We start from the raw sequence: 22,195 nt of genomic DNA on the forward strand, positions 1-22,195 counted from the left end.
GCCCCTTTGCGACCTGCGTCTGGGACGATCCGCCGGCGCGGCGACGGCGCCATCCAAGAGGCCGTTGCAGAAGGGAACAGAGGCCGCCCCGGCGGGGCCAAGCCCGGGACAAAGGCGGAATGGCTGCGCGGCAGCGCGCCCCTCGTTCAGGTTCGCCCTTCGAAAAGTGCGCGCACCGCGCCGACATGGCGTTCGCTCACGGGCACTGTGTCGCCACCCCGCAGCGTCGCCTCATAGACCCCATCGCCCACCACCGCCAGAGACTGCAACTCCCCCGGCCTCACCAGGGCGGTGCGGTGCACCCGCAGAAACTCACCGGGCGGCAGGCGCTCCTCCAGCGCACTCAGGGTGGCGCGGTGCAGCAGGCGGCGCCCTGGCAGGTGCAGCTGAACGTAGTTGCCGGCCGAAGCCAACCAGCGGAGCTCACTCACCGCCACGCGCTCGATCTGCCCCACCGAACGCACCACCAACTGGTTCAGGGCCGGTATGTGCTGCTGATTCGCCAGGGCTTGGCGCTCCTGCACCAGGGCCCCCAGCCCCTGCGCATAGTCCCCTTGCTGAGCCCGACCCAACAAGGCCGCAGCGCGTGCCAAGGCCTGCGAGAGACGCTCGTCGTCCACCGGCTTGAGCAGGTAGTCGATGGCATGAACCTCAAAGGCCGCCAGCGCGTGCTCATCGTGGGCCGTGACAAAGACCACCAGTGGCGGCTGCGGCAGCGCGGCCAACTCCGCGGCGAAAGACAGGCCATGCTGGCGCGGCATCTGGATGTCCAGCAGCACCAGATCCGGGGTCTGCTGCACCATGGCCACGCGGGCCTCGGCGGCGCTGGCACACAGGCCAACGACCTGCCAATCGGCCAGATCGGCCAGCGCCAACTGCAGGTTGGAGCGGGCCAAGGCCTCGTCGTCAACGATCAGAACTTTCCAAGGTGCCATCGAGATCTCTTAGCGGCAGGTTGAGGGTCAGATGAAAGTGGTGCGGCTGCGCATCGGTGCTCAGGCTGGCCTGACTCCCGTACAGCATCTGCACCCGCTCACGGGTTTTGCTGAGGCCCACGCCATGGCCCGCCATCAAGTGGGCGTCGGCACTGCGGGGGTTGTCCAGCTCGATCTGCAAGCGCTTGGCGTGGCCTTGCACGCTGAAGCGGATGACGCCCGGCTCGCCGGACTCCAGGCCGTAGCGCACGGCGTTCTCCACCAGGGGCTGCAGCAGCAGCGGCGGACAGGCCCATCGCGACCATTCATCCGGCTGCACCTCGGCCTGCCATTGCAGGGCGTCACCAAAGCGAAGGCGCTGCAGGGCCACATAGTCGTCCACGAACCGCAGCTCGTCGGCCACGCTGACCCACTGCTGCTGGCTGGCCCGCAGCGAGTAACGCAACAGCTCGGAGAGCCTGGTGAGGGCCCCCAAGGCCACCTCACGCTCGGCCCCACGCACCAGAGCGGCAATGCTGTTCAGGGTGTTGAACATGAAGTGCGGTTCCAGCTGCCCCTGCAGCAGCTGCAGGCGCAACTGCAGATTGGCCTCGTCAACACGCAAGGCCTCTTCCTCTTGGGCGCGGCTGTGGGCCAACCAGGCCAAGCTCAGCTGTACCGCCAGACCGGCCAGCATGACGACGCTCAGAAGCCAGAGGTCCGTGCGCTGTGGGGCCACCAATTGGGCGCCATATGTCGACCAATCCCCACCCCGCGTGCTGAAGCGGATGGCCAGCCAGAGCGGTCGGATCAGCACCGCATAGAGCGGCGTCAGCAACAAACCCCAAAGCAGCAGCCGAGCCGGGCGCTGCAACAAATCCGGCCGGGTGCGCAATATCCAGGCCACCAAACCGCTGTAGACCATGTGCGGCAGCAGCGAGGGCCATGCTCCCCACCACGCGAGCCACAGGCTGGCGTCCTTGCCGGCGCGCACCAGGTCTGCGCTGCGACTCAGCGCCAGCACCACGGCCACCAGGCTCCAGCCGAGCATCACCGCCCCCACCCCAAGCAAGGGAGACTGCGGCGCCCGTGTAGCCCCGGTCATCGCGCTCATGCCGAGGCCTCACCCAAATCGTCCAGGTCGCGCAGGGGCCAGCTCAGCTGCCAGTCAAATCCCACGTCGGACGGATGGCACTGCCAGGCCGCAGCGTCGCCATAGAGAACCCGCACGCGCTCCTGCACCCGCTCCAAGGCAGCTTGCACCTCGGGCAAAAAGGTGCAGACCGAACCCGTGGAGTCGAGAGGACGCTGTCTCAGCTGCAAGACCAAACACTCGGCCTGCCGGCTCATGACCAAGGTGACAGGGGCCTGTGCAGCCGACTCCAGGCCCTGTCGGATTGCGGCCTCGATGAGCGGCTGCAGCAACAACGGCGGACACGCCCAGCGCGCCCAGTCCAGGGGCTGCAACTGCTGCTGCCACTGAAGGCTGTCGCCAAAGCGCAGGCGCTGCAGGGCCACATAGTCGGCCATAAAGCCCAGTTCATCGGCCACGCTGACCCAGCGGCGCTGGCTGGCCCGCAGGGAATAACGCAACAACTCCGAGAGCCGGCTCAGCGCCGCCAGAGCCACCGCACGGTCGGCCCCCCGAACCAAGGCCGCAATGCTGTTCAAGGTGTTGAACATGAAGTGCGGCTCCAACTGCCCCTGCAGCAGATGCAGACGCAGGCGCAGGTTCTCGGCCCGAGCCTGCAGCACCTGCTGGCGTCGCGCCTGGGCCTGGCGCCAGAAGCTCCAGCCCAGCAGCAGCGACATCACCCCGGCCGCCGTCACCATGTCCACATACAGGTTCACCGCGGGCCATTGCTGCAGCGCCGGCCACCAACCCGAGAGCGGTTTCCCCTTGGCCACCAGCAGCAGGAAGATCGAAGTCGGCGTGGCCACCGCGAGATAGAGCGGAATCGCGACCAAGGCGCCAACAACCAGCCGCACAGGATGCTTCACCCAGTCGGGATGACGCTGCAGCAGCAAGCCCACCGCCAAGGTGAACAGCATCTGCATCAAAGTAGCCACCCAGTACTGCAGCAGCAAATAGCCAAAGGAGGGGGTCTGGCCCAGCTGGGTCAAGTCCTGGTACTGGCTCCAACTGAGAGTGAGCGAGACGGTGGACCACAGCGCCACCACGGCCGCCACGAATCGCCAGGCGGTCCAGGCCGAGGCGCTTGCGGGGGGTGGTGACACATTCATTGCCAGGACTGTAGAGGGGCACCCCGAGAAGGCCGCCCCCGTTGGTGGCAGCACGCCGGCCCTTCATCCCACAGCGAGCACCAGGTCAGTGAACTTGGCGAGCATCGGCGCCTGCGGACCGGATCCTCCGGTTCAGCCCCAACTGCCACCCAAGATGAAAACCTGGATCCTCTGCCTCGCCCTGCTCACCCCACCCGCCTTTGCACAGGCGCCTCGTCCCACCCTGGCCGAACGCTCGGCCCAGACCGAAGCCGTGGCCAAGGCCTATTTCGAGGCCTACATCGCGCGCGACTGGGACCGGTTGGAGCCTTTGCTGGACGAACAGGCGCGCTTTGACGACGCCACCGCCCATCTGGTGTTCGGCGCCGTGGGCAAGCAGGGCAAGCTTGAGTTGATGAAGGCCTTCCGCGAGACCCATGCCGGCATCCATGCCATGCACTTTCACCCGCAGAGCCAGTTCGCCTCGGGCGAGCACATGGTCTTCGTGGGCGAACTGGAGTGGAGCCTGGCCCTGCCCGACGGCTTGGTGGTGGACACCCGCATGCCCTTTGTGGTGCGCCTGCAGGTGCGCGATGGCAGGGTGCTGGAGCACCAGGACACGGCGGACTACAAACCCTTCGCCACAGCCCTGCGCGCCGCCCGCGCCAAGAAGCTTCAGGCCGGCGGGTAACCCGCCGCGGTGAGCGCCTGCGTCAGCTGCGCCGCACTCACACCGGCCGGCGCGCTGACCCGCACCTGCTTGCTGGCCGGGTCCGCCTGCACCTCCACCAGCGGATGCAGGGCCTGCAGGGCCCGGGTCACGGCGGCCACGCAATGGCCGCAGCTGAGATCGGGGACTTGGAATTGGTGTTCAACGGTGCTCATGCCGGCATTGTGCGCAAGTGCCAGGCGCGGCGCGTCGGCGTCTGCAACAGCCCCTGCACCGGCAGCAAGGCCGGCCCGAGCAACAGCGCCGCCCAAACCCAATGCCAGTGGGCCGCGCGCCGGCGCGCCAGCAGGGCGGCGCCCACGGCCGCCAGCAGGCTCAAGCCCACGGCCAGACGCTGGGTGGCGGGCTGCGGCCAGGCATCGGCGGCCTGCCAGTGCGCCTTGCCGAAGTGGCGGTCCTGCACGGACTGCAGTACCTCGCCCAGCTGAGTGAACAAGGGCGCCACCACCCAATCGGCGCGCACCAGCCAGTCGGGGAAGTCGGGCTCCGGGGTGCGGACACCCAAGCGCTGCGCGCCCACCGCACCGATGCGCCAAGCCTGCAAACGGCGCGGTACGGCCCGCATGTGGCGGCCCTCGAGCAGGCTGAGCCACAGGGTGCCGCTGCTCTCATCGTGCAACCATTGCAGGGCTTCGATGGACTCCGCGCCTTGGGGCAAGGGATGGCGCCATTGCGTCGCCCAGCCTCCCTCCGGGGCGCGCTGCATCAGCTTCACCGCCCAGGCACTCACCACCAGCAGCTGGCGTGCGCCCACCGGGTGCAGGTCCTGGATGTCGCCATCAGCAAGGGGGAGCGTCAGGCCCGGTTGCAGGCGCTTGGCCGCGCCGTCCCAGATCCACAAACGCCGCCCCTCCAGCACGCCCGCCGGATGCATCAGGGGCGGCTGGCTGAACGCATGGCGGGCCTGCGGCTGGGGCTGCAGCCCATCGGTGCCCAGCCAACCCAGCAACTTGCCGCGCGCGCCCTGCACGCGGTAGAGCATGTGCTGATGGCTGAAGTCCACCTCCGCCTCCAGCTCAGCGGCCCGCCAGCTCAGGGTGTGGATCGCCGCGGGTTGATGGCGCTGGTCCATGCGGCGCACCGGATAGCGCAACACGCCGGGGCGCTGACCCGCCAGGGCTTCGGGCAGACGATGCCCCAGACGCTCGATTTGCGCCGGCAACTTCAGGCGCCGCCAGGCTTCGAAGCCGTTCTCCGGCGTCTGCTCCTGCGAAGGATGGTGCCCGACCAGACTCAATGCCGCCTGCCCGCCCAGCGACAGCAAGAGGCCCAGCAGCGTGGCCACGAGCCAGAACAGCGCAGCCCCCTGCAGCACCAGGCTGAAGCCGCGCGGGCGACGCTCGGTATCGGGGCGGAAGCGATCCAACACCAGCGCCAGCGCAAACCCATTGAACAGCACCATGGGCAGCAACAGCCAGGGCAAGGGCTGGTACTGGAACAGCATCAAAAGCGGCAGGGCCAGCACAGGCAGGCTGCGCCCGCGCGGCCCCAGGCTGGCGGCCCAGCCACACAGATAGCCGCCCAAAGCCACCAAGGCGGCGTAGACGCACAAGCCCAGGTGATGGGCCTCCACCAGCCGGCCCCAGGCCGACTGCAAGGGCAGGCTCAAGAACAAGGGGCCGGCCACCATCAAACCCAGGCTGGACCCGCCCGCCCCCAACAGGGCCAGGGCCACACGCCAGGGTGCCAGCGGCCGATGCAGCAGCTGCAACCAGGCCCCACCGCGCCGATGCGCCGCCGCCTGCCAGGCCCCGAACAACAGGCCCAGCAACAGGTAGAACACCGCAAACAGGGTCAGCAAACTCTGCGACTGCTGCGGCAGGTTCAACAGCCGCGCCAGGTAGAGCAGGGGCAGTGCATGCAGGGCCAAACCAGCCAGCGCGACGCCACGCAAACGACGCCACTCGGAACGAAACAACGCAAACATCTTCAGGCCCATTCGGTGTGGAGCGCCGTGCCGGCATGGCACTGAGCCAGCAGGCCATTGATGGCACGGTCCAGGCTGACCCCCATGCTGGCCATGCGCGCGGCGCCGCGTTGCTGCAGTTGGGCGCGCACCTGTTCTTCGCTCTGATCGAGCAGCAGCAGCTCGGTCAGGCCGCCCAGAGGCTGGTGGCTGAGCAGGCCGGGCAGGTCGCGCAGCGACGGCGTCTGGAAGGGGAACTCCACCTGCCACAGGCGGACGCGCTGGCACAGCGCTTCAGGCTCGCATTGGTAGCGCAGCCGGCCGCGCTCGATGACGATCAGCTGCTCGGCCAGGCGCTCGATCTCGTCCATCAGGTGCGAGCAGTAGATGATGGTGCAGCCTTGCTCCAGGCCGACCTGCATCAGGGCGTCCAGAAAGGCGCGCTTGGCCACCACGTCCAGGCCCAGGGTGGGTTCGTCCAGCAACAGCAGCTCGGGCCCCTGCGCCAGCGCCAGCCCCAGGCTCAAGCCGGCGCGTTCGCCGCGCGAGAGCTCGCCCACACGCTGCTGCGGCAACACCTGGAAGAAGGACAGCACCTGGTTCAGCGGCGCCTCGCGCCAGCGCGCGGCGTACTGCTGGTGCTGCAAGGCCACCAGCTCGCGTACCGGCATCCAGCCGGGCAGGTGATGCTCCTCGTTGACGAAGCCGATGCGCCCGCGGTCCTGCGCGCGCAGGCGATCGGCCGGCAGGCCCAGCACGCTGGCGCTGCCGGCATCAGGCTGCATGAAGCCCAACAGGATGCGGAACAAGGTCGATTTGCCGGCCCCGTTGGCGCCCACGATGGCATGCACGCCGCCACGCGCCACGCGGAGGCTCAAGTCATCCAATGCCGTCTTGCTGCCAAAGCGCCGCGTCAGGCGCTCGGTTTCGATCACCCACGGGCTCATGCCTGTTTCCTCTTCTGATAGCCCTGCAACTCGCCGTAGAGCCGCTCACACACCTCCTCGGCCGTGAAGTCCAGGCCCAGCACGTCATCCACAAACTGGTTGCAGGCCGCATCCAGGCGGCGCTGCTGCTCGGCCGGACTGAGACGCTCACGGGGCGCCGCCACAAAGAGGCCCAGGCCGGGCTGGCTCTCTAGCCAGCCCTCGCTGCACAGCTCGGCATAGGCCTTGGCCACGGTGTTGGGGTTGATCAAGAGCTGCTGCGCCAGCACCCGCACGCTGGGCAGCTGCGCGCCCACGGGCAGCTCGCCGGCGGCGATCTGGCGGCGCACGCCATCCACGATCTGGCGCCCCAAGGGGCGCGAGTCCCCGGGCCGCACATCCAACATCAGGGGCCGGGCCCGCTGCAGCGATGACATGCTTCACTCCATCTTCTGTATTAGTCAAACTAGTACAGTGTAGACAGCGCGGCCACCCCTGCCCAAAGTCAGGCCTTGTTCGGGGCATCCCCCGGGCAGGGTCTGCCTACACTGCGCCGCCATGGCTGCCCTTCCTTCTGCACACACCTCGGTTGACCTCGCCATGCCCATCAGTGGCATGCATTGCGCCGCCTGCGTGGCGCGCGTTGAGAAGGCCTTGGCCGGCGTGGCCGGTGTGCTCAAGGCCGAGGTGCTACTGACCGAGAACCGCGCCCAGCTGCGCGTCGAGCCGGGCTGGAGCGCTGTGGCCCTGATGGCCGCCCTTCGCAAGGTGGGTTATGACATCCCGCTCACCCAGGCCAGCCTGCACTTGAGCGGCCTGCACGACGCCGCCGACGCATTGCGCGCCCACGAGGCGCTGGCGCGCGTGCCTGGGGTGGTGCTGGTGCAAGTCAATCTGGGGGCGGCCACGGCCGCTTTGCAGGCCCTGCCCAGCACGGCACCGGGGGCCTTGCTACAGGCGGCACGCGCAGCCGGCTTCGGGGCGGCGCTGCAGACCCAAACCGACGCCGGCTCCGCCCTGGCGCAGGAGGCCGCACGGCTGCGCCGCGATGTGTTGCTGGCTTGGGCACTCACCCTGCCCTTGCTGCTGCCCATGCTGGTTCAACCCTTCGGCCTGCACCTGATGCTGCCGGGCGCTTGGCAGGCCCTGCTGGCAGCCGGGGTGCAGTTCGGCCCGGGGCGCCGCTTTTACCGCGCCGCCTGGGCCGGCCTGCGCGCGGGCAGCCCGGGCATGGATGTGCTGATTGCGCTGGGCTCGAGCGCGGCCTTCGGCCTGAGCGCCTGGCTGCTGGGGCGCGGCGCCGGGGCCATGGATCTGTTTTTTGAGTCCGGCGCAGCCATTTTGAGTTTTGTGCTGCTGGGCCGTTGGCTGGAGGCGCGTGCCAAACGCGCCACCGGCGCCGCCCTGCGCGGCCTGCAGGAACTGGCGCCCGCCCAGGCCGAACTCTGGCGCGATGGCCAATGGCAGCTGCACCCGCTGGCTGAGCTCAAGCCCGGCGACCGCGTGCGCGTGCGCCCGGGTGGCCGCATTCCCTGCGACGGCCGCCTGACCGAGGGCCGCAGCCACATCAACGAGGCGCATCTGAATGGCGAGCCCATGCCGCTGGCGCGCGCACCCGGCGACTTGCTGCGTGCCGGTGGCCTGAACCTGGACGGGGTGATCGAGCTGCGCGCCACGCAAACGGCCGCCGCCTCCAGCCTCGCGCAGCTGGTACGCCTGATTGAGTCGGCCCAAGCCAGCAAGGCACCCATCCAGGGCCTGGCCGACCGCGTGGCAGCACGCTTCGTACCGGCCGTGATGCTGCTGGCCCTGCTGACGCTTGCCGGCTGGGTACTGGCCGGGCAAGGCGGACGCGGCCTGTTGGCTGCGGTGGCCGTGCTGGTGGTGGCCTGTCCCTGCGCCCTGGGTCTGGCCACGCCCACCGCCGTGGTGGTGGGCATCGGCCAGGCTGCGCGCCGGGGCCTGCTGGTGCGCGACGCCGGCGCGCTGGAACAGCTCGCCGGCATCCAACGCATGGCCTTTGACAAGACCGGCACCCTGACGCGCGGCGAACCCGAGCTGGCGCACATCGAACCGCTGGCTGATCTGAACCGCCTGCAGGTGCAGGCCCTGGCCGCCGCCCTGGCCCAGGGCAGCAGCCACCCGCTCTCACAAGCCCTGCGCCAGGCCCAGGGCGATCTGCCCACACCCGAGGCAAAGGATCTGCGCACCCTGGCCGGTCTGGGTCTGCAAGGCCAGCTGGGAGAGCTTCGCCTGCATCTGGGCTCCAGCCGCTACCTGGCCGAGCTGGGTCTGCCCACCGGCGCCTGGGAAAGCGCGGCCCAGGCCCAGGCGACCCAGGGCTATAGCGTCAGCTGGCTGGCGCAGACCCAGCCCGAGCCACGCCTGCTCGGCTTGCTGGCCTTTGGCGACCGCGCGCGCACCGAGGCCCGCAGTGCGCTGGATGCCTTGCGCGCTCAGGGCCTGCGCTGCAGCCTCCTCTCGGGCGACCGCCCCGAGACCGCGATGGCGCTGGCCCGGGGCCTGGGCTTTGCCGAGGCCGACGATGTGCACGGCGGCCTGCTACCGCAGGACAAGCTCTCGGCCATTCACGCCTGGAAGGCGCGGGGCGAGGCCGTGGCCATGGTGGGAGACGGCATCAACGACGCCCCGGCGCTGGCGGCGGCCGATGTCGGCATTGCCCTGGGGGCGGATGGACAGGGCACCGCGCTGGCGGCGGAGTCCGCCACCCTGACCCTGCTGGCCAATGACTTGCGCCGCATCCCCGAGGCCGTGGCCCTGGCGCGCCGCACCCTGCTGACGATCCGGATGAATCTGTTCTGGGCTTTTGGATTCAACGCCCTGATGCTGCCCCTGGCCATGGCCGGGCGCCTGCCGCCCATGGCAGCCAGCGCCGCCATGGCCGCCAGCAGCCTGATGGTGCTGGGCAATGCGCTGTGGCTCAGGCGCTGGCGCTACAAGGCTTGATACACGGGTCGAATCCCCCGCGCCTGATCACTCAGGCTTGAAGGACAGCTCCACGTCCACGGTGCGCTCGGCCGGCAGTGGCTCGAAGCGCCATTGCGAAATAGCCCGTGCGGCGGCTTGACCCAGGCGGCGATTGGCGCCCGCCTTGGGCTCGGCCTTGATGACCTTGCCATCCGTACCCACCACGAAACGCACCGGGATCACTTGCGGCCGATCGGCCATGGCTTCGATGACCTGACGATTCATATCCGGGGCCACATAGTGCACCAGCTTGAGCTCGACCTCGTCGGGCTCCTCCACCACCGGAGCGGCGGGTACCGCGGCGACAGGGGGCTGCGGCTCTACCTGTGCCGGCAAGGTGACGGCCTGCACCGGCTGGGCGGCGGTCTGGGTGGTGTCCAGCGGCACGGCGGTCTCGGTCACTGCGGCAGCGGGTGAGGCCGGCGCGGCCGCCACGGCCGCCGGCCGCTCGACCGGACGGGCCGGCGTGGCCGGTGCCTTGGCGGGCGCCGGCTTGGCGGCGGCTTCCTTGCTGTCTTTGGAGTCCTTGGCGTCTTTGTCCTTGGCCGGCTTCACGGTCGAGAACTTGATGAAGCTGAACACCTTCTGGGCATCGCGCTTGGCGCGCTCGGCATCCGAGATGCCCCCGGCATCGGCCTGCGCCCAGGCCCCGCCCATCGCCACCATCAAACCCACACAAACCACACTGCGACCAAACACCGACATATCCACTCCGAAAGACCCGCCGCATTCAGCGTCAGGCAAAAAACTCACTCGCTATCGAACTTGAAAGCGATCTCGACCTCGGCCTCACGGGCCTCACTCAAAGGGGCAAAGCGCCATTGCTCCACGGCCCGAACGGCCGCCTGCGCCAGGCGCCGCTGTGCCCCGGCCTTGGCCTCGGCCTTCACCACCTGCCCCTGCGGGCTCACGACAAAACGCACCGTCACCTGGCCGCTGCGCACCTGGGACTGAAACTGCGCCGGCACCTGGGGATCCACATGCGCGATCAGTTGCAGCGGCTGCGGCTCGGGTTCCACCGCGGGCTCGGGCTGGCCTTCTGGCGCCGGCTTCGCCTCGGGCGGCAGGTCCGGCCGCACTTCCGGTGCTGGCAGGGTCTGATCGGGAGGGCTGCTGGACTTATTCGAACCCCCAGCCGGCGGCGCCTCGCGCAGCAGCGCCTCGGCCTGAGCCACGGTGGTCACGGGCGCGGAGGCCGCAGCAGCCGGCCCGCGCGGGGCCTGGACCTCGTCCTTCTCCGGCTCGGCTCGCGCCACCAGCTTGGGCGCCGCGGCCGGACGCACCGCATGGAAGCGGATGAAATTCAGTACTTTGTTGGCGTCCCGCTGCGCGCGTGCCTGATCGCTCAAGGTCGCCGCATCCTTCTTGGCGTCGCTCACCTGCGCTTGCACCCCCAGGCTGAGCATCAGCAATCCGGCGGCGCTGACCAGCAGCGTCTTGTTCGATCGAAACATCGCAGTCTCCAACCCCTGCCCGCGCTAGAAACTCAGCGACCAAAGCTCTGGGGCCATGGGCGGCGCAGTGTACGGAGCACCCCCCTGAATGCGGCTGGGGTAATCCCGGCTGCCGCCTAGGGCCGCCACCTCAATGTGCTGCATTGCACAAGACCGGGTAGGCTCACCCCCGCCCCTCCCGCCAGAACTTCACACTGCCCATGGCCAATGCCCAAGAGGCCGAGCTGGACTTTCCGCTCGGCGACACCCTTCCCGCCCCCGGCCAGACTTTGGCACTTGCGCCTGGCCTGCTGTGGCTGCGCATGCCCCTGCCCTTTGCCCTGAACCACATCAATCTGTGGCTGCTGCGCGACGACGACCCCGTGCAAGGGCCAGGCTGGACGGTGGTGGACTGCGGCATTGCCGACGCCGGCACGCGGGCGCACTGGGAGTCCATCTTTGCCAGCGGGGTGCTGGGCGGCGCGCCGGTGCGGCGTGTGCTGGTCACCCACTTTCACCCCGACCACATGGGCAACGCCGCCTGGCTGTGCGAACGCTGGAACTGCCGTTTGTGGATGAGCGCCACCGACTTCCAGATCGCCCGCCTGGCCAGCCAATCCACCGTGGGCATGGGCGGCGAAGCCGCCGCGCAGTTCTTTGCCAGTCATGGCCTGGTGGACCCCGATTCGCAGGCCAAGATTCGCGCCCGCGCTGACTACTACCCACGCATGGTGCCCCAGGTGCCCGCCGCCTATCGCCGTGTGTTTGACCAGGAGTGGCTGCGCGTGGGCGACCAGCGCTGGCAGGCACGCGCCGGCTTCGGGCATTCCCCCGAGCACCTGAGCTTCAACCAGCCGGAGAGCGGGTGGCTGATTGCCGGCGACATGGTGCTGCCGCGCATTTCCACCAACATCAGCGTGGTGGACTCAGAACCCGAGGCCGACCCGCTGCGGCTCTACCTGGAATCCCTGGCGCGGCTGCAGGATCTGCCCGACAGCACCCTGGTGCTGCCGGCGCATGGCCGGCCGTTCCGGGGCCTGCAACGGCGCGTGCGGCAGCTGGTGGCGCATCACGACGAGCGCTTGGATCTGCTGCGCACGACCCTTCACACTCAAGCCCTGAGCGCCGCCGACTCCCTGCCCCTGCTGTTCCGCCCCGGCCTGGACCTGCACCAAACCACCTTTGCGATGGGCGAAGCGATTGCACACCTGAACCATCTGTGGCTACGCGGCGAGGCTCAGCGCGCCGCTGATTCGCAGGGCGTCTGGCGCTTCAGCGCCCCCTGAATGCGAAAACGCCGCCAACCCTTGCGGACTGGCGGCGCGTCGTCTTCTCCCTACGCCCAAGGCCGGAAGCGATCCAGCGCGATGACAGCGTTGTGCGGCAGTGTCCCGGGCCGGCTCGGGCCCCACAAGCCCTCCCCCCAAAAGGGGGATGGAAGCTAAAGGGTTCTTAAAGCGGCGGTAGGTGCGCGCGTTTGAGGGCCTCACGCGGCGCCTCGAAACCGGGCAGCAGCCCGGCCACCAAGGCCCAGAAGCGCGGGCTGTGGTTCATCTCGCGCAGATGCGCCACCTCGTGGGCAATCACGTAGTCGATCACCGCCGGGCTGAAATGGATCAGGCGCCAGTTCAGGCTGATCACACCCCGGCTGTTGGCGCTGCCCCAGCGCCCTTGCGCGCTGGACAGGCGCAGGCGCTCCACCTGCACCCCGGCCAGCGCCGCGAAATGGGCCAGACGGGGCTCGAAGTGTTCGCGCGCGCGCTGCTGCAGCCAGGCCTGCACGGCATCGCGCCACTGCGCGGTCTGCGCGCCCGCTGGCAATTGCACCCACAGCTCGGGCTCCAGCCACTCCATGCGCGGGCGGCGCGCACCGGCGTCGGCACTTTGACGCGCCCGCAGCACGAGGTGCTGGCCCAGATAGGGCAGGCTGGCGCCGTCCTCCCAGCGCACACGCAGGGCCTCCAGTTGCTCCACGCGCTGCTCGCACTCCTGCCATTTGCGCAGGATCCAGTCGCCGCGCTCGCGCAGCACGCCTTCGATCTCGGCCACGCTGACCCAGCGCGGCGCGCGCACCCGCAGGCCCTCGGGACCGATGGAAAACCCAATCGAGCGGCGCCGGCAGCGCGTCAGGGTGTAGGGCAGGCTGCGCAGCCCCAGATCGATATGCGGGCCGTCCTGGCGTGGCTGGGCCGCCGGCGCCAAGAGGGGCGCGCGCTGCGCCTCGGCCGGGGCACTGAAGAGAGATAGCTGCGGGTCGGTGTCGACGCGGGGCGGGCTCATTGACGGGCCGGGCTGGGCGCCACGGCGGGCGCGGGCGAAGGGGCGGCGGCCGCATAGGCCTGCGGGTCCAGGCGCTGCATCTCGGCCTCAATCCAGCCGCGCACCTGGGCCATCAAACTCTCGGCCGTCTGGCCCTCGGGCGAGAGGGCCGGGCCGACCGAAATCTCGTACTCGCCGGGCTGGATCAGCAGGCTGCGGCGCGGCCAGACCTTGGCCGTGGCGCAGGCCACCGGCTGCACCGACAGACCGGTATCGACCGCCAGGCGCGTGCCGCCGCTTTTGTACTGACCTGCCTGACCGCGCTCGATGCGCGTGCCCTCGGGGAACATGATCACCCAGGTGCCTTGTGCGGCCAGGCGTCGCCCCTGGGCCGCCACCTTGTTGAAAGCCTCGTTGCGCCGGCTGCGATCGATATGCACCATGTCCATCGCCCCCAAGGCCCAGCCAAAGAAGGGGATGTAGAGCAGCTCCTTCTTGAACACGAAAGCCAGCGGATGGGGCATCCAGGCAAACAGGGCCAGGGTTTCCAACGCGCTCTGGTGTTTGGCCAGCAGGATCACCGCATCCTTGCGGCCCTGCGGCAAGTTCGCGAAGCCCAGCAAGCGCGGGCGTGCGCCGCAAATCAGACCCAGGCCTGCCAGCAGCACCTTGGCCCAGGCCGAGCAGAACCAGTAAAGGCGCGTCGGCCCCACGAAGGGCGAGATCAACACCGCCAGCGTGGCCCAGGGCAGGAGCGTCAGCACGCCAAAGGCCACAAAGAGCGCCGAGCGCAACAGAGTCAAAAACTGCGCCACCGCTCAGAGCCCCCCCGAACCGCTGTCTAGGGTTTGACCGGCCGCCGCCCGTTCGCGCCGTTCCATCTGAACCAGCCATTCGGCAAAGGCCGGCAAATCCTGGTGCACGTGCGCCTCAGGCACCTGGGCCAGCATCTCCACTTGCGTCGCCTCCGGGATGCTGGCCAGGCGATCGCCCTTGAGCAAATGCGGCTGGCAGCCGGCGGCCACGGCCGTCTGCAGATCCCGCAACGAGGCACCCACCAAATGCACCTCGGCCAGATCCACCCCAAAGCGCTCGGCAATTTGCTGGATCAAGCCCGGCAGGGGCTTGCGGCAGGTGCAGCCCTCTTCCGGCGTGTGCGGGCAGAAAAAGGCCGCATCCAAACGCCCGCCCTTGGCCTGCAGCAGGCGGTTGAGGTGCAGATGCACCGCGTTGAGCGCCCCCATGTCCAGCAGGCCACGGCCGATGCCCGGCTGGTTGGTGGCCAGCACCGTGTGCCAGCCATGGTGATTGAGACGGGCCACCGCCTCCAATGCCCCCGGCAGCGGCTCCAACTCCTCGGGCGACTTCACATGGTCATCGCGGTAGCGATTGAGCGTGCCGTCGCGCCCCAGGATCACCAGCTTCATCGCATGGTGATGATGGGGGTGGTGAGCGCCGGACTGCATGGGACTACTGTGCCAGACGGGCGAGTTCGGCCACGCGGTTCATCGCCCCATGCAGAGTACGCAGCAGAGCCAAGCGATTGGCGCGCACCGCGGCGTCCTCGGCATTGACCATCACGGCGTCGAAGAAGGCATCCACCGGGGCCTTGAGCGCCGCCAGCGCCTGCAGCGAGGCGGCGTAGTCGCCCTGCTCGAACAGGCTGTCGGCTTGCGCAGCGGCGGTCTGCAGCGCCTGCTGCAGCTGCTGCTCGGCGGCTTCCTGCAGCAGTGCCGCATTCAAAGCCACCGGCGCCTCTTCGCTCTTCTTCAGGATGTTGCCCACGCGCTTGTTGGCCGCGGCCAGGGCCGGGGCCTCGGGCAGGGCCGCAAAGGCGCGCACCGCCGCTAGGCGCTTAGGGATATCGCCCCAGGGCGCCGGGCGCAGGGCGATCACCGCGTCCACTTCCTGCGCCGAATAGCCTTGCTCGCGCAGGCTACCCATCAGGCGATCGAACACGAAGTGCAGCAGATCGTCCTGCGCCGTGGCATGCGTCAGCATGCCCTCGGGGAAGGCCTGGGCCGCGGCCTGAACCAGGGCCGGCAGGGCCAGGGGCAGGTTCTTCTCCATCAGGATGCGGATCACGCCCAGCGCGTGACGGCGCAGCGCGAAGGGGTCCTTATCGCCGCTGGGCAGTTGACCAATACCGAACAGACCGACCAAGGTCTCCAGCTTGTCGGCCAGGGCCAGCACGGTGCCGGTGTGGTTGCGCGGCAGGGCGTCGCCCGCAAAGCGCGGCTTGTAGTGGTCCTCGATGGCGATGGCCACGCCGTCGCGCAGGCCCTCATGGCGGGCGTAGTAGCAACCCATGATGCCCTGCAGCTCGGGGAACTCGCCCACCATATCGGTCAGCAGATCGGCCTTGGCCAGCAGCGCGGCCTGCTGCACCTTGCTGTCCAGCACGTCGAACTGGTCCTTGGCGTCCACCGTGTAGGGGTGGGTGGCCTCGCGCAGCTGCTTGACGATGGCATGCGCAATCGCGCGTACGCGCTCGGCGCGCTCGCCCTGGCTGCCCAGCTTGCCGTGGTAAACCACCTTGGCCAGGCCCTCGACGCGGCTCTCCAGCGTGCGCTTGCGGTCCTGATCGAAGAAAAACTTGGCGTCGGCCAGGCGCGGGCGCACCACGCGCTCATTGCCTTGGATGACGGCACTGGCATCAGCCGGCGCGATGTTGCTCACCACCAGGAAATGCTGGGTCAGCCGCCCTTGAGCATCCAGCAGCGGGAAGTACTTTTGGTTGGCCTTCATCGTCAAGATCAGGCATTCCTGCGGCACCGCCAGGAAGTCCTTCTCGAACTGGCAGTGCAGCACGTTGGGGCGCTCGACCAGGGCCGTGACCTCGTCCAACAGGGCCTCGTCCTCGATGGGCTTGAGGCCGAGCTTGGCGCCGGCGGCCTGCAGCTGCCGCGCGATCTCAGAACGACGCTCGGCAAAACTGGCGATCACCGCGCCGCGCGATTTCAGCGCTTCAGCGTAGTCATCGGCGTGCGCAATCTCCAGACGGGCTTCGGCCGACTCAAAGCGATGGCCCAGGGTGTGGCGGCCGGATTGCAGACCCAGCAGGGACACCGGCACCACGGTCGCGCCATGCAGAGCGATCAGGCCATGCACCGGGCGCACAAAGTTCACGCTGGTCCAGCCGTCCGCCAGCTGGTAGCTCATCACCTTGGGAATGGGCAGGGCCTTGAGCATCTCGTCCAAGGCCTTTTGCAGGCCCAGCTCCAAGGTGGCGCCGGCCTGCACGGTGTTGGCAAACAGGGCCTCGGCCTTGCCGTCCAGCGCGCGTTCCAGCGGCGTGTCAGCGGCCAGACCCGAAGCCGCCAGCTTCTTCAACAGCGCCGGGCTGGGTTGGCCGTCGGCCGAGAGGCCCACGGCGGCGGGCATCAGCTTGATGCGCAGGGCCTTCTCGGGCGCTTGCGCCAGCACCTGGGTGAGGTGCAGGCCCAGGCGGCGCGGCGAGGCGAAGGAAGTCGCCACCGCGCCCTCGCCCACCAGGCCTTGGGTGCGCAGCGCGCCCTCGATCAGTTGGGCAAAGGACTCGCCCAGTTTCTTGAGCGCCTTGGGCGGCAGCTCTTCGACGAAGAGTTCCAGCAGCAGGTTTTGCATCGTCATGATCAGGCCGCCTTCTGTTGTTCTTTTTGCTTCTTGGCCTCGATCTGGGCCACGACTTCATCGGCCCAGGCTTTGGGGGCCATCGGGAAGCCCAGCCGCGCCCGGCTGTCCACATAGGCCTGCGCCACCGCGCGCGCCAGGTTGCGGATGCGGCCGATATAGGCGGCCCGCTCGGTCACCGAAATGGCGCCGCGCGCATCCAGCAAATTGAAGGTATGGCCGGCCTTGAGCAATTGCTCGTAGGCCGGCAGGGCCAACTGCTGCTCCATCAAATACTTCGACTGTTTTTCGTGCGCGGCAAAGGCCTGCAGCAGGAAGTCCACATCGCTGTGCTCGAAGTTGTAGGTGCTCTGCTCCACCTCGTTCTGGTGGAACACGTCGCCGTACTTGATCGCCGGGCGGCCGTCCTTGGCCTCCACATAGACCAGGTCATAGACCGATTCCTTGCCCTGCAGATAGAGCGCCAGACGCTCCAGGCCATAGGTGATCTCACCGGTCAGGGGCTTGCAGTCGATGCCGCCGACCTGCTGGAAGTAGGTGAACTGCGTGACTTCCATGCCGTTGAGCCAGACTTCCCAGCCCAGGCCCCAGCAGCCGAGCGTGGGGTTTTCCCAATCGTCCTCGACGAAGCGCACATCGTTCTTCTTCAGATCGAAGCCCAAAGCCTCCAAGGAGCCCAGGTAAAGCTCCAGGATGTTGGCCGGCGCCGGCTTCAAAACCACCTGGAACTGGTAGTAATGCTGCAGTCGGTTGGGGTTCTCGCCGTAGCGGCCGTCCTTGGGGCGGCGGCTGGGCTGCACATAGGCGGCATTCCAGGGCTCGGGGCCCAGAGCGCGCAAGAAGGTGGCGGTGTGGCTGGTGCCGGCGCCCACTTCCATGTCGTAGGGCTGCAGCAGGGCGCAGCCCTGGGCGGCCCAATAGTCCTGCAGGCGAAGAATCAGTTGCTGGAAGCTCAGCATGGTGGGAATCCGTTCTGTCCGGGCGCTTGGGTGCGCCCCAGGGAGGGCGGATTCTAGGGAGAGCGGCGCAGCCGCCGGCGCAGCGCCACCCCGATCAGGGGCAAGAGCGCCAAGGCCCACAGCGGCCGCAGGCCCAAGGCCCCCAGCCAGCGCGCATAAGGCGTGGCGCCGGCGCGCCCCTCGACTTCCACCGACAACACGCCCACCTGCTCCGGCGCGAGCCTTGCCCGCACCTGCCCTCGGTGATCCACCCAGGCGGTGGCCCCGGTATTGGTGGAGCGCACCACCGGGCGCTGGAACTCCAGCGCGCGCATCTGCGAGAACTGGAGATGCTGGTCCTGCACCATCAGACGGCCGAACCAGGCGAGGTTGCTGGCGTTGACAAACACCGTGGCGGCGTCCGGGCCGCTCAGGGCGCTGGCCACCATGTCTTCGCCGAACAGGTCCTCGTAGCAAATCAGCGGCCGCAGGCGCTGCCCACCCAGCACCCAGGGGCGCTGGTGCAGACCGGTGGCCTGGCTGTCCATGGGGATGTTGAGCGCGCGCACAAACCACTCGAAGCCGGGCGGGATGAACTCGCCAAAGGGCAGCAGATGGCGCTTGCCGTACAGATAGCGCAACTCACCGCCCTGCCAGCCCATCAGGGTGTTGACCCAGCCCGCCTCGTTCGAGCCGACAAAACTACCCAGAAGCAAGGGGCGCGCGCGGCTGAGGTCGGCAATGCGCTGCTGCGCGGCCACGTCCATCAGGGCCAGGGGCACGGGCAACACCGACTCCGGCGCCAGCACCAGTCCCGGCGGTGCTTGCTCGATCTGATCCAGCAAATCGCTCAGCTGACGCTCAATGCGAGCGGGGTCGAATTTGTGCGACTGCGCCACATTGGGTTGCAGCAAATGCAGTTGCAGCCGCCCGGCCGGGCTGCTGAAGTCCTGCGGCAGGATCAGGCCCAAGAGCGCCAGAGCCAGCGGCGCCAACCAGACCTTGGGGCTGCGGGGCTGCAGCAGCGCGGCCGCCGCCCAGGCGGTCAAGAAGCCAATGCCGTACACGCCCACCCAGGGTGCCCAGCCGGCCCAAGGGCCTGCTGTATGGGCATAGCCGCCCGCAATCCAGGGGAAGCCTGTGAACCACTGCGCCCGCGCCAATTCAGCCGCCAACCAGCAGACGGCAAACAGCGGGGGCGCCCAGCGTGGCGATGGCCGCAAGCGCGCATGGAGCGCCAGGGCGGCCGCTGGATACAGACTGAGAAAGGCGCCCAGCAGCAGCAGGGCCAGCACCGCCAGCGGCGCCGGCAGGCCGCCGAATTCATGCAGCGAGATGAAGAGCCACCACAGCCCCGCACCAAACCAGCCCAGGCCAAAGGCCGCTCCCAGGCCGGCGGCACGCCGAACACCCTGACCAGCAGCCAGCAACAGCAGGCCGCTCAGGGCCAGGGGTTGCAGCAGCCAGAAGCCGAAGGGCGCAAACGCCAAGACCTGCAGCGCACCAGCGCCCAGTGCCGCCGCAAAGGACCACACCCGCATCAGGTGTGTTCGCGCGTGACCTTGAACCAGCGCACTGCGCCGCCTCGCGTCAACATCACGTGGAAGATCAGCCCATGCAGATGCACCGATTCACCGCGGCGCGGCACCCGACCGTGCTCATGCGCCACCAGGCCGCCGATGGTGTCGAAGTCCTGCTCGGGCAACTGCAGGCCGAAGGCCTCATTGACGGCCTCGATGGCGGTGTCACCCGCCACCCGCTGGCTGCCATCGGCCAGGGTGTAGAGACCGCCGTCCCCATCGCGCTCATCGAACTCATCCTCGATCTCGCCGACGATCTCTTCGAGCACGTCCTCGATCGTCAACAACCCGGCCGTGTTGCCGAACTCGTCGATGACGATGGCCAGGTGGTTGCGGTTGGTGCGGAAGTCGCGCAACAACTCGTTCAGCCCCTTGCTCTCGGGCACAAACACCGCCGGCCGCAGCAGGGTGCGCAAATTCAACTCCGGCGCGCGCTGCAGTTTCAGCAAGTCCTTCGCCAAGAGGATGCCGATGATGTTGTCCCGCCCCCCATCGAAGACCGGGAAGCGCGAATGCCCGGTGTCGATCACCGTGGCCAGCAACTCCTCGTAGGGCGCGTCGATGTCCAGGAAGTCAATGCGCGGGGCGGCCACCATCACGTCGCCGGCGGACAACTCCGCCATGCGCAGCACGCCTTCCAGCATCTGGCGCGACTCCGGCTCGATGAGGTCGCGGCTCTCGGCGTCGGCCAGGGTTTCGATCAATTCGCTCTTGGAATCCGGCCCGGGATGGAGGAATTCCAACAGTCTTTCGAGCAGCCCGCGGGGGGCTTCGCCCGGTCGAGAAGATCGACTCGGCGCAGGGTCTGACATAGATCACGAGGCCCCGAGGCCCCGCACAAACAAGGGGCGGCAAGGATAGCGGATCCCCATGTCGGTCTTGTTTTCCGGCCTTCAGCCCCAAAATAGCCGGCTTTTCGAGATTCCAGGTATCCCGCCCATGTCCGCTGCTGCTGCGCCCCAACTCATCCCCGCCACCATCCTCACGGGCTTTCTGGGGGCGGGCAAGACCACCCTGCTCAAGCGCGTGCTGGCCGAGGCCCATGGCCAGAAGATTGCCGTGATCGAGAACGAGTTCGGCGAAGAGAACATCGACAACGAGATCCTGGTCTCGGACACCAATGAGCAGATCATCCAGATGAGCAATGGATGCATCTGCTGCACCATCCGCGAGGACCTGCGCACCACCCTGAATGATCTGGCCGCGCGCCACCGCAAGGGCGAGCTGCAGTTCGACCGCGTGATCATCGAAACCACCGGCGTGGCCGACCCCGGCCCGGTGGCGCAGACCTTTTTCATCGATGACGAGATCGCCGAGAGCTATGTGCTGGACGCCATCCTGACTCTGGTGGACGCCAAGCACGCCGACAGCCAACTCGACAGCCGCCAGGAAGCCCGGCGCCAGATCGGCTTTGCCGATCAGATCTTCATCAGCAAGAGCGAGCTGTGCGAGCCGGCCGCCGTGGACGCGCTGATCCATCGCATCAAGCACATGAACCCCCGCGCACCGCAGCGCAAGGTTCATTTCGGCGAGGTGCCCATCAGCGAAGTGCTGGATCTGCGCGGCTTCAACTTGAATGCCAAGCTCGACATCGACCCCGAGTTCCTGCAGCCCGAGGGACATGGACACGGCCATGACCACAAGCACGAGCACCACCATGACTGCGGCCATGACCATGCCCATGGCGAGCATTGCGACCACGATCACCACCACCATGCCCATGGGGAACACTGCGCCCACCCGCACCACCATCACCACGATGACGATGTGAAGAGCTTCGTCTACCGTGCCGACCGCGCCTTCAACCCCGCCAAGCTCGAAGACTTCCTGGGCGCCATCGTCCAGGTGTATGGTCCGAAGATGCTGCGCTACAAGGGTGTGCTGAACATGAAGGGCAGTGAGCGCAAGGTGATTTTTCAAGGGGTGCATCAGCTGATGGGCTCGGACCTCGGCCCCAAGTGGGGCCCGGGCGAAAAGCGCGGCAGCAAGATGGTGTTCATCGGCATCGACCTGCCCCGCGAGGTGCTGGAACAAGGTTTGGATGGCTGCTTGGTTTGAGGGTAAGCAGGGGGGTCTGGGCTGACTACAATCCCGGCCCCGAAGCGGACCCCCTGAGTCCATCGGCCCCAACAACAGCGGACCTCAAAGCCTGCGAGGAGTGAATACGGTGAGCAAGACCCTGACCCCCAAAACCGCTGCGAGCCCAGCCACCAAGGCGCCGGCCAAGGCCGCGGCCAAGGCGGGCGGCAACGAGGCTTGGCGTAGCAAGCCCGGTCAAGAGCTGACCGACGCAGAAGTCCTCGCCATGCCTGACAGCGAGTACATGAACGAGCAGCAGCTGGCCTTCTTCCGCGCCAAGCTGCAGGCCCTGCGCGACAGCATCCTGTCCAATGCCGGTGAGACGACCGAGCATCTGCGCGAAGACACCACCATCGTTCCCGATCCGGCCGACCGCGCCACCATCGAGGAAGAGCATGCGCTGGAGCTGCGCACCCGCGACCGCGAGCGCAAGCTCTTGAAGAAGATCATGCAGTCGATCGGTCGCCTGGACACCGGCGAGTACGGCTACTGCGACGAGACCGGCGAGCCGATCGGACTGGGCCGCCTGATTGCCCGACCGACCGCCACGCTGTCGCTCGAAGCCCAGCAACGCCGGGAAATGAAACAGAAGATGTTCGGGGATTGA

21 protein-coding genes are annotated in these 22,195 nt (G+C 68.1%); 5 read left to right on the forward strand and 16 right to left on the reverse strand.

Annotated features, from left to right (window positions below):
- Positions 1-146 precede the first annotated feature (146 nt).
- From FF090_RS16285 to FF090_RS16295, 3 genes are read right to left on the reverse strand one after another with little or no spacing between them, the layout of a single operon-like run.
- A complete protein-coding gene (locus FF090_RS16285; protein WP_138857726.1) occupies positions 147-935 on the reverse strand; it encodes a LytR/AlgR family response regulator transcription factor in 789 nt (262 codons plus the stop codon).
- Positions 907-2,028, reverse strand: a complete 1,122-nt coding sequence (locus tag FF090_RS16290; RefSeq protein ID WP_138857727.1) for a sensor histidine kinase — start codon at positions 2,026-2,028, stop codon at positions 907-909. Before FF090_RS16290 ends, FF090_RS16285 begins: the two co-directional genes overlap by 29 nt.
- Entirely contained in the window at positions 2,025-3,158 is a 1,134-nt protein-coding gene (locus FF090_RS16295; protein WP_138857728.1) for a sensor histidine kinase, read from the reverse strand. The genes FF090_RS16290 and FF090_RS16295 overlap by 4 nt, the downstream gene beginning before the upstream one ends.
- A 154-nt stretch (positions 3,159-3,312) precedes the next feature.
- Here FF090_RS16295 and FF090_RS16300 point away from each other — a divergent pair, with 154 nt between their 5' ends.
- Positions 3,313-3,828: a nuclear transport factor 2 family protein gene (locus FF090_RS16300; protein WP_138857729.1), complete on the forward strand. Its 516-nt coding sequence runs from the start codon at positions 3,313-3,315 to the stop codon at positions 3,826-3,828.
- On the opposite strand, the gene FF090_RS16305 is transcribed toward FF090_RS16300, so the two are convergent.
- Genes FF090_RS16305 through FF090_RS16320 form a run of 4 tightly spaced genes read right to left on the reverse strand, consistent with a single transcriptional unit; the run spans position 3,813 to position 7,136 of the window.
- On the reverse strand, positions 3,813-4,022 hold the full coding sequence (locus FF090_RS16305) for a heavy-metal-associated domain-containing protein (RefSeq protein WP_138857730.1): 210 nt from the start codon (positions 4,020-4,022) through the stop codon (positions 3,813-3,815). The genes FF090_RS16300 and FF090_RS16305 overlap by 16 nt on opposite strands.
- Entirely contained in the window at positions 4,019-5,794 is a 1,776-nt protein-coding gene (locus tag FF090_RS16310; protein WP_138857731.1) for a hypothetical protein, read from the reverse strand. The genes FF090_RS16305 and FF090_RS16310 overlap by 4 nt, the downstream gene beginning before the upstream one ends.
- A gap of 2 nt (positions 5,795-5,796) precedes the next feature.
- Positions 5,797-6,720, reverse strand: coding sequence for an ABC transporter ATP-binding protein (locus FF090_RS16315; RefSeq protein ID WP_138857732.1), 924 nt, complete (start codon positions 6,718-6,720; stop codon positions 5,797-5,799).
- On the reverse strand, positions 6,717-7,136 hold the full coding sequence (locus FF090_RS16320; RefSeq protein WP_217502992.1) for a GntR family transcriptional regulator: 420 nt from the start codon (positions 7,134-7,136) through the stop codon (positions 6,717-6,719). Before FF090_RS16320 ends, FF090_RS16315 begins: the two co-directional genes overlap by 4 nt.
- 121 nt (positions 7,137-7,257) lie before the next feature.
- Here FF090_RS16320 and FF090_RS16325 point away from each other — a divergent pair, with 121 nt between their 5' ends.
- Positions 7,258-9,666: a heavy metal translocating P-type ATPase gene (locus FF090_RS16325; protein ID WP_138857733.1), complete on the forward strand. Its 2,409-nt coding sequence runs from the start codon at positions 7,258-7,260 to the stop codon at positions 9,664-9,666.
- Positions 9,667-9,693: 27 nt separating this feature from the next.
- Here FF090_RS16325 and FF090_RS16330 read toward each other — a convergent pair whose 3' ends face one another.
- Together FF090_RS16330 and FF090_RS16335 are read right to left on the reverse strand one after the other, a co-directional pair.
- Entirely contained in the window at positions 9,694-10,386 is a 693-nt protein-coding gene (locus FF090_RS16330) for an energy transducer TonB (RefSeq protein ID WP_175423692.1), read from the reverse strand.
- A gap of 50 nt (positions 10,387-10,436) precedes the next feature.
- Positions 10,437-11,141 (reverse strand): energy transducer TonB, encoded by a 705-nt coding sequence (locus FF090_RS16335; protein ID WP_138857735.1) that lies wholly within the window; start codon positions 11,139-11,141, stop codon positions 10,437-10,439.
- A 200-nt stretch (positions 11,142-11,341) separates the two neighbouring features.
- On the opposite strand from FF090_RS16335, the gene FF090_RS16340 reads away from it, so the two are divergent.
- Positions 11,342-12,406: an MBL fold metallo-hydrolase gene (locus FF090_RS16340; protein ID WP_138857736.1), complete on the forward strand. Its 1,065-nt coding sequence runs from the start codon at positions 11,342-11,344 to the stop codon at positions 12,404-12,406.
- Between the two features lie 166 nt (positions 12,407-12,572).
- On the opposite strand, the gene FF090_RS16345 is transcribed toward FF090_RS16340, so the two are convergent.
- The 7 genes from FF090_RS16345 to FF090_RS16375 are packed head-to-tail and all read right to left on the reverse strand — an operon-like array spanning position 12,573 to position 20,321.
- Positions 12,573-13,400, reverse strand: a complete 828-nt coding sequence (locus FF090_RS16345) for a M48 family metallopeptidase (protein ID WP_138857737.1) — start codon at positions 13,398-13,400, stop codon at positions 12,573-12,575.
- The gene (locus tag FF090_RS16350) at positions 13,397-14,182 is read right to left on the reverse strand and encodes a lysophospholipid acyltransferase family protein (protein ID WP_138857738.1); all 786 of its coding nucleotides are present in this window, start codon (positions 14,180-14,182) and stop codon (positions 13,397-13,399) included. The genes FF090_RS16345 and FF090_RS16350 overlap by 4 nt, the downstream gene beginning before the upstream one ends.
- A 15-nt stretch (positions 14,183-14,197) precedes the next feature.
- The gene (gmhB, locus tag FF090_RS16355) at positions 14,198-14,806 is read right to left on the reverse strand and encodes a D-glycero-beta-D-manno-heptose 1,7-bisphosphate 7-phosphatase (protein ID WP_138857739.1); all 609 of its coding nucleotides are present in this window, start codon (positions 14,804-14,806) and stop codon (positions 14,198-14,200) included.
- A gap of 43 nt (positions 14,807-14,849) precedes the next feature.
- Positions 14,850-16,991 (reverse strand): glycine--tRNA ligase subunit beta, encoded by a 2,142-nt coding sequence (gene glyS, locus FF090_RS16360; protein WP_138857740.1) that lies wholly within the window; start codon positions 16,989-16,991, stop codon positions 14,850-14,852.
- Between the two features lie 2 nt (positions 16,992-16,993).
- A complete protein-coding gene (gene glyQ / locus FF090_RS16365) occupies positions 16,994-17,950 on the reverse strand; it encodes a glycine--tRNA ligase subunit alpha (RefSeq protein WP_138857741.1) in 957 nt (318 codons plus the stop codon).
- 53 nt (positions 17,951-18,003) lie between these two features.
- The gene (gene lnt / locus FF090_RS16370; RefSeq protein WP_138857742.1) at positions 18,004-19,470 is read right to left on the reverse strand and encodes an apolipoprotein N-acyltransferase; all 1,467 of its coding nucleotides are present in this window, start codon (positions 19,468-19,470) and stop codon (positions 18,004-18,006) included.
- Complete coding sequence (locus tag FF090_RS16375) at positions 19,470-20,321, reverse strand: CorC family transporter (protein WP_138857743.1); 852 nt, start codon at positions 20,319-20,321, stop codon at positions 19,470-19,472. Before FF090_RS16375 ends, lnt begins: the two co-directional genes overlap by 1 nt.
- A gap of 127 nt (positions 20,322-20,448) precedes the next feature.
- Here FF090_RS16375 and FF090_RS16380 point away from each other — a divergent pair, with 127 nt between their 5' ends.
- Positions 20,449-21,567, forward strand: coding sequence for a CobW family GTP-binding protein (locus tag FF090_RS16380; RefSeq protein ID WP_138857744.1), 1,119 nt, complete (start codon positions 20,449-20,451; stop codon positions 21,565-21,567).
- Positions 21,568-21,676: 109 nt separating this feature from the next.
- Positions 21,677-22,195: an RNA polymerase-binding protein DksA gene (gene dksA / locus FF090_RS16385; protein ID WP_246071450.1), complete on the forward strand. Its 519-nt coding sequence runs from the start codon at positions 21,677-21,679 to the stop codon at positions 22,193-22,195.

Source organism: Inhella inkyongensis, assembly GCF_005952805.1.
Taxonomy (GTDB): Bacteria; Pseudomonadota; Gammaproteobacteria; order Burkholderiales; family Burkholderiaceae_C; genus Inhella; species Inhella inkyongensis.

Excerpts from the sequence above, each read along its gene's own strand:
- FF090_RS16300 (WP_138857729.1), top strand. The coding sequence starts at position 3,313 with ATGAAAACCTGGATCCTCTGCCTCGCCCTGCTCACCCCACCCGCCTTT.
- FF090_RS16320 (WP_217502992.1), bottom strand. The coding sequence starts at position 7,136 with ATGTCATCGCTGCAGCGGGCCCGGCCCCTGATGTTGGATGTGCGGCCC.
- FF090_RS16290 (WP_138857727.1), bottom strand. The coding sequence starts at position 2,028 with ATGAGCGCGATGACCGGGGCTACACGGGCGCCGCAGTCTCCCTTGCTT.
- gmhB (WP_138857739.1), bottom strand. The coding sequence starts at position 14,806 with ATGAAGCTGGTGATCCTGGGGCGCGACGGCACGCTCAATCGCTACCGC.
- FF090_RS16305 (WP_138857730.1), bottom strand. The coding sequence starts at position 4,022 with ATGAGCACCGTTGAACACCAATTCCAAGTCCCCGATCTCAGCTGCGGC.
- glyS (WP_138857740.1), bottom strand. The coding sequence starts at position 16,991 with ATGACGATGCAAAACCTGCTGCTGGAACTCTTCGTCGAAGAGCTGCCG.
- FF090_RS16310 (WP_138857731.1), bottom strand. The coding sequence starts at position 5,794 with ATGTTTGCGTTGTTTCGTTCCGAGTGGCGTCGTTTGCGTGGCGTCGCG.
- FF090_RS16285 (WP_138857726.1), bottom strand. The coding sequence starts at position 935 with ATGGCACCTTGGAAAGTTCTGATCGTTGACGACGAGGCCTTGGCCCGC.
- FF090_RS16335 (WP_138857735.1), bottom strand. The coding sequence starts at position 11,141 with ATGTTTCGATCGAACAAGACGCTGCTGGTCAGCGCCGCCGGATTGCTG.
- FF090_RS16315 (WP_138857732.1), bottom strand. The coding sequence starts at position 6,720 with ATGAGCCCGTGGGTGATCGAAACCGAGCGCCTGACGCGGCGCTTTGGC.
- FF090_RS16325 (WP_138857733.1), top strand. The coding sequence starts at position 7,258 with ATGGCTGCCCTTCCTTCTGCACACACCTCGGTTGACCTCGCCATGCCC.
- FF090_RS16380 (WP_138857744.1), top strand. The coding sequence starts at position 20,449 with ATGTCCGCTGCTGCTGCGCCCCAACTCATCCCCGCCACCATCCTCACG.
- FF090_RS16345 (WP_138857737.1), bottom strand. The coding sequence starts at position 13,400 with ATGAGCCCGCCCCGCGTCGACACCGACCCGCAGCTATCTCTCTTCAGT.
- FF090_RS16295 (WP_138857728.1), bottom strand. The coding sequence starts at position 3,158 with ATGAATGTGTCACCACCCCCCGCAAGCGCCTCGGCCTGGACCGCCTGG.
- FF090_RS16375 (WP_138857743.1), bottom strand. The coding sequence starts at position 20,321 with ATGTCAGACCCTGCGCCGAGTCGATCTTCTCGACCGGGCGAAGCCCCC.
- glyQ (WP_138857741.1), bottom strand. The coding sequence starts at position 17,950 with ATGCTGAGCTTCCAGCAACTGATTCTTCGCCTGCAGGACTATTGGGCC.
- FF090_RS16340 (WP_138857736.1), top strand. The coding sequence starts at position 11,342 with ATGGCCAATGCCCAAGAGGCCGAGCTGGACTTTCCGCTCGGCGACACC.
- lnt (WP_138857742.1), bottom strand. The coding sequence starts at position 19,470 with ATGCGGGTGTGGTCCTTTGCGGCGGCACTGGGCGCTGGTGCGCTGCAG.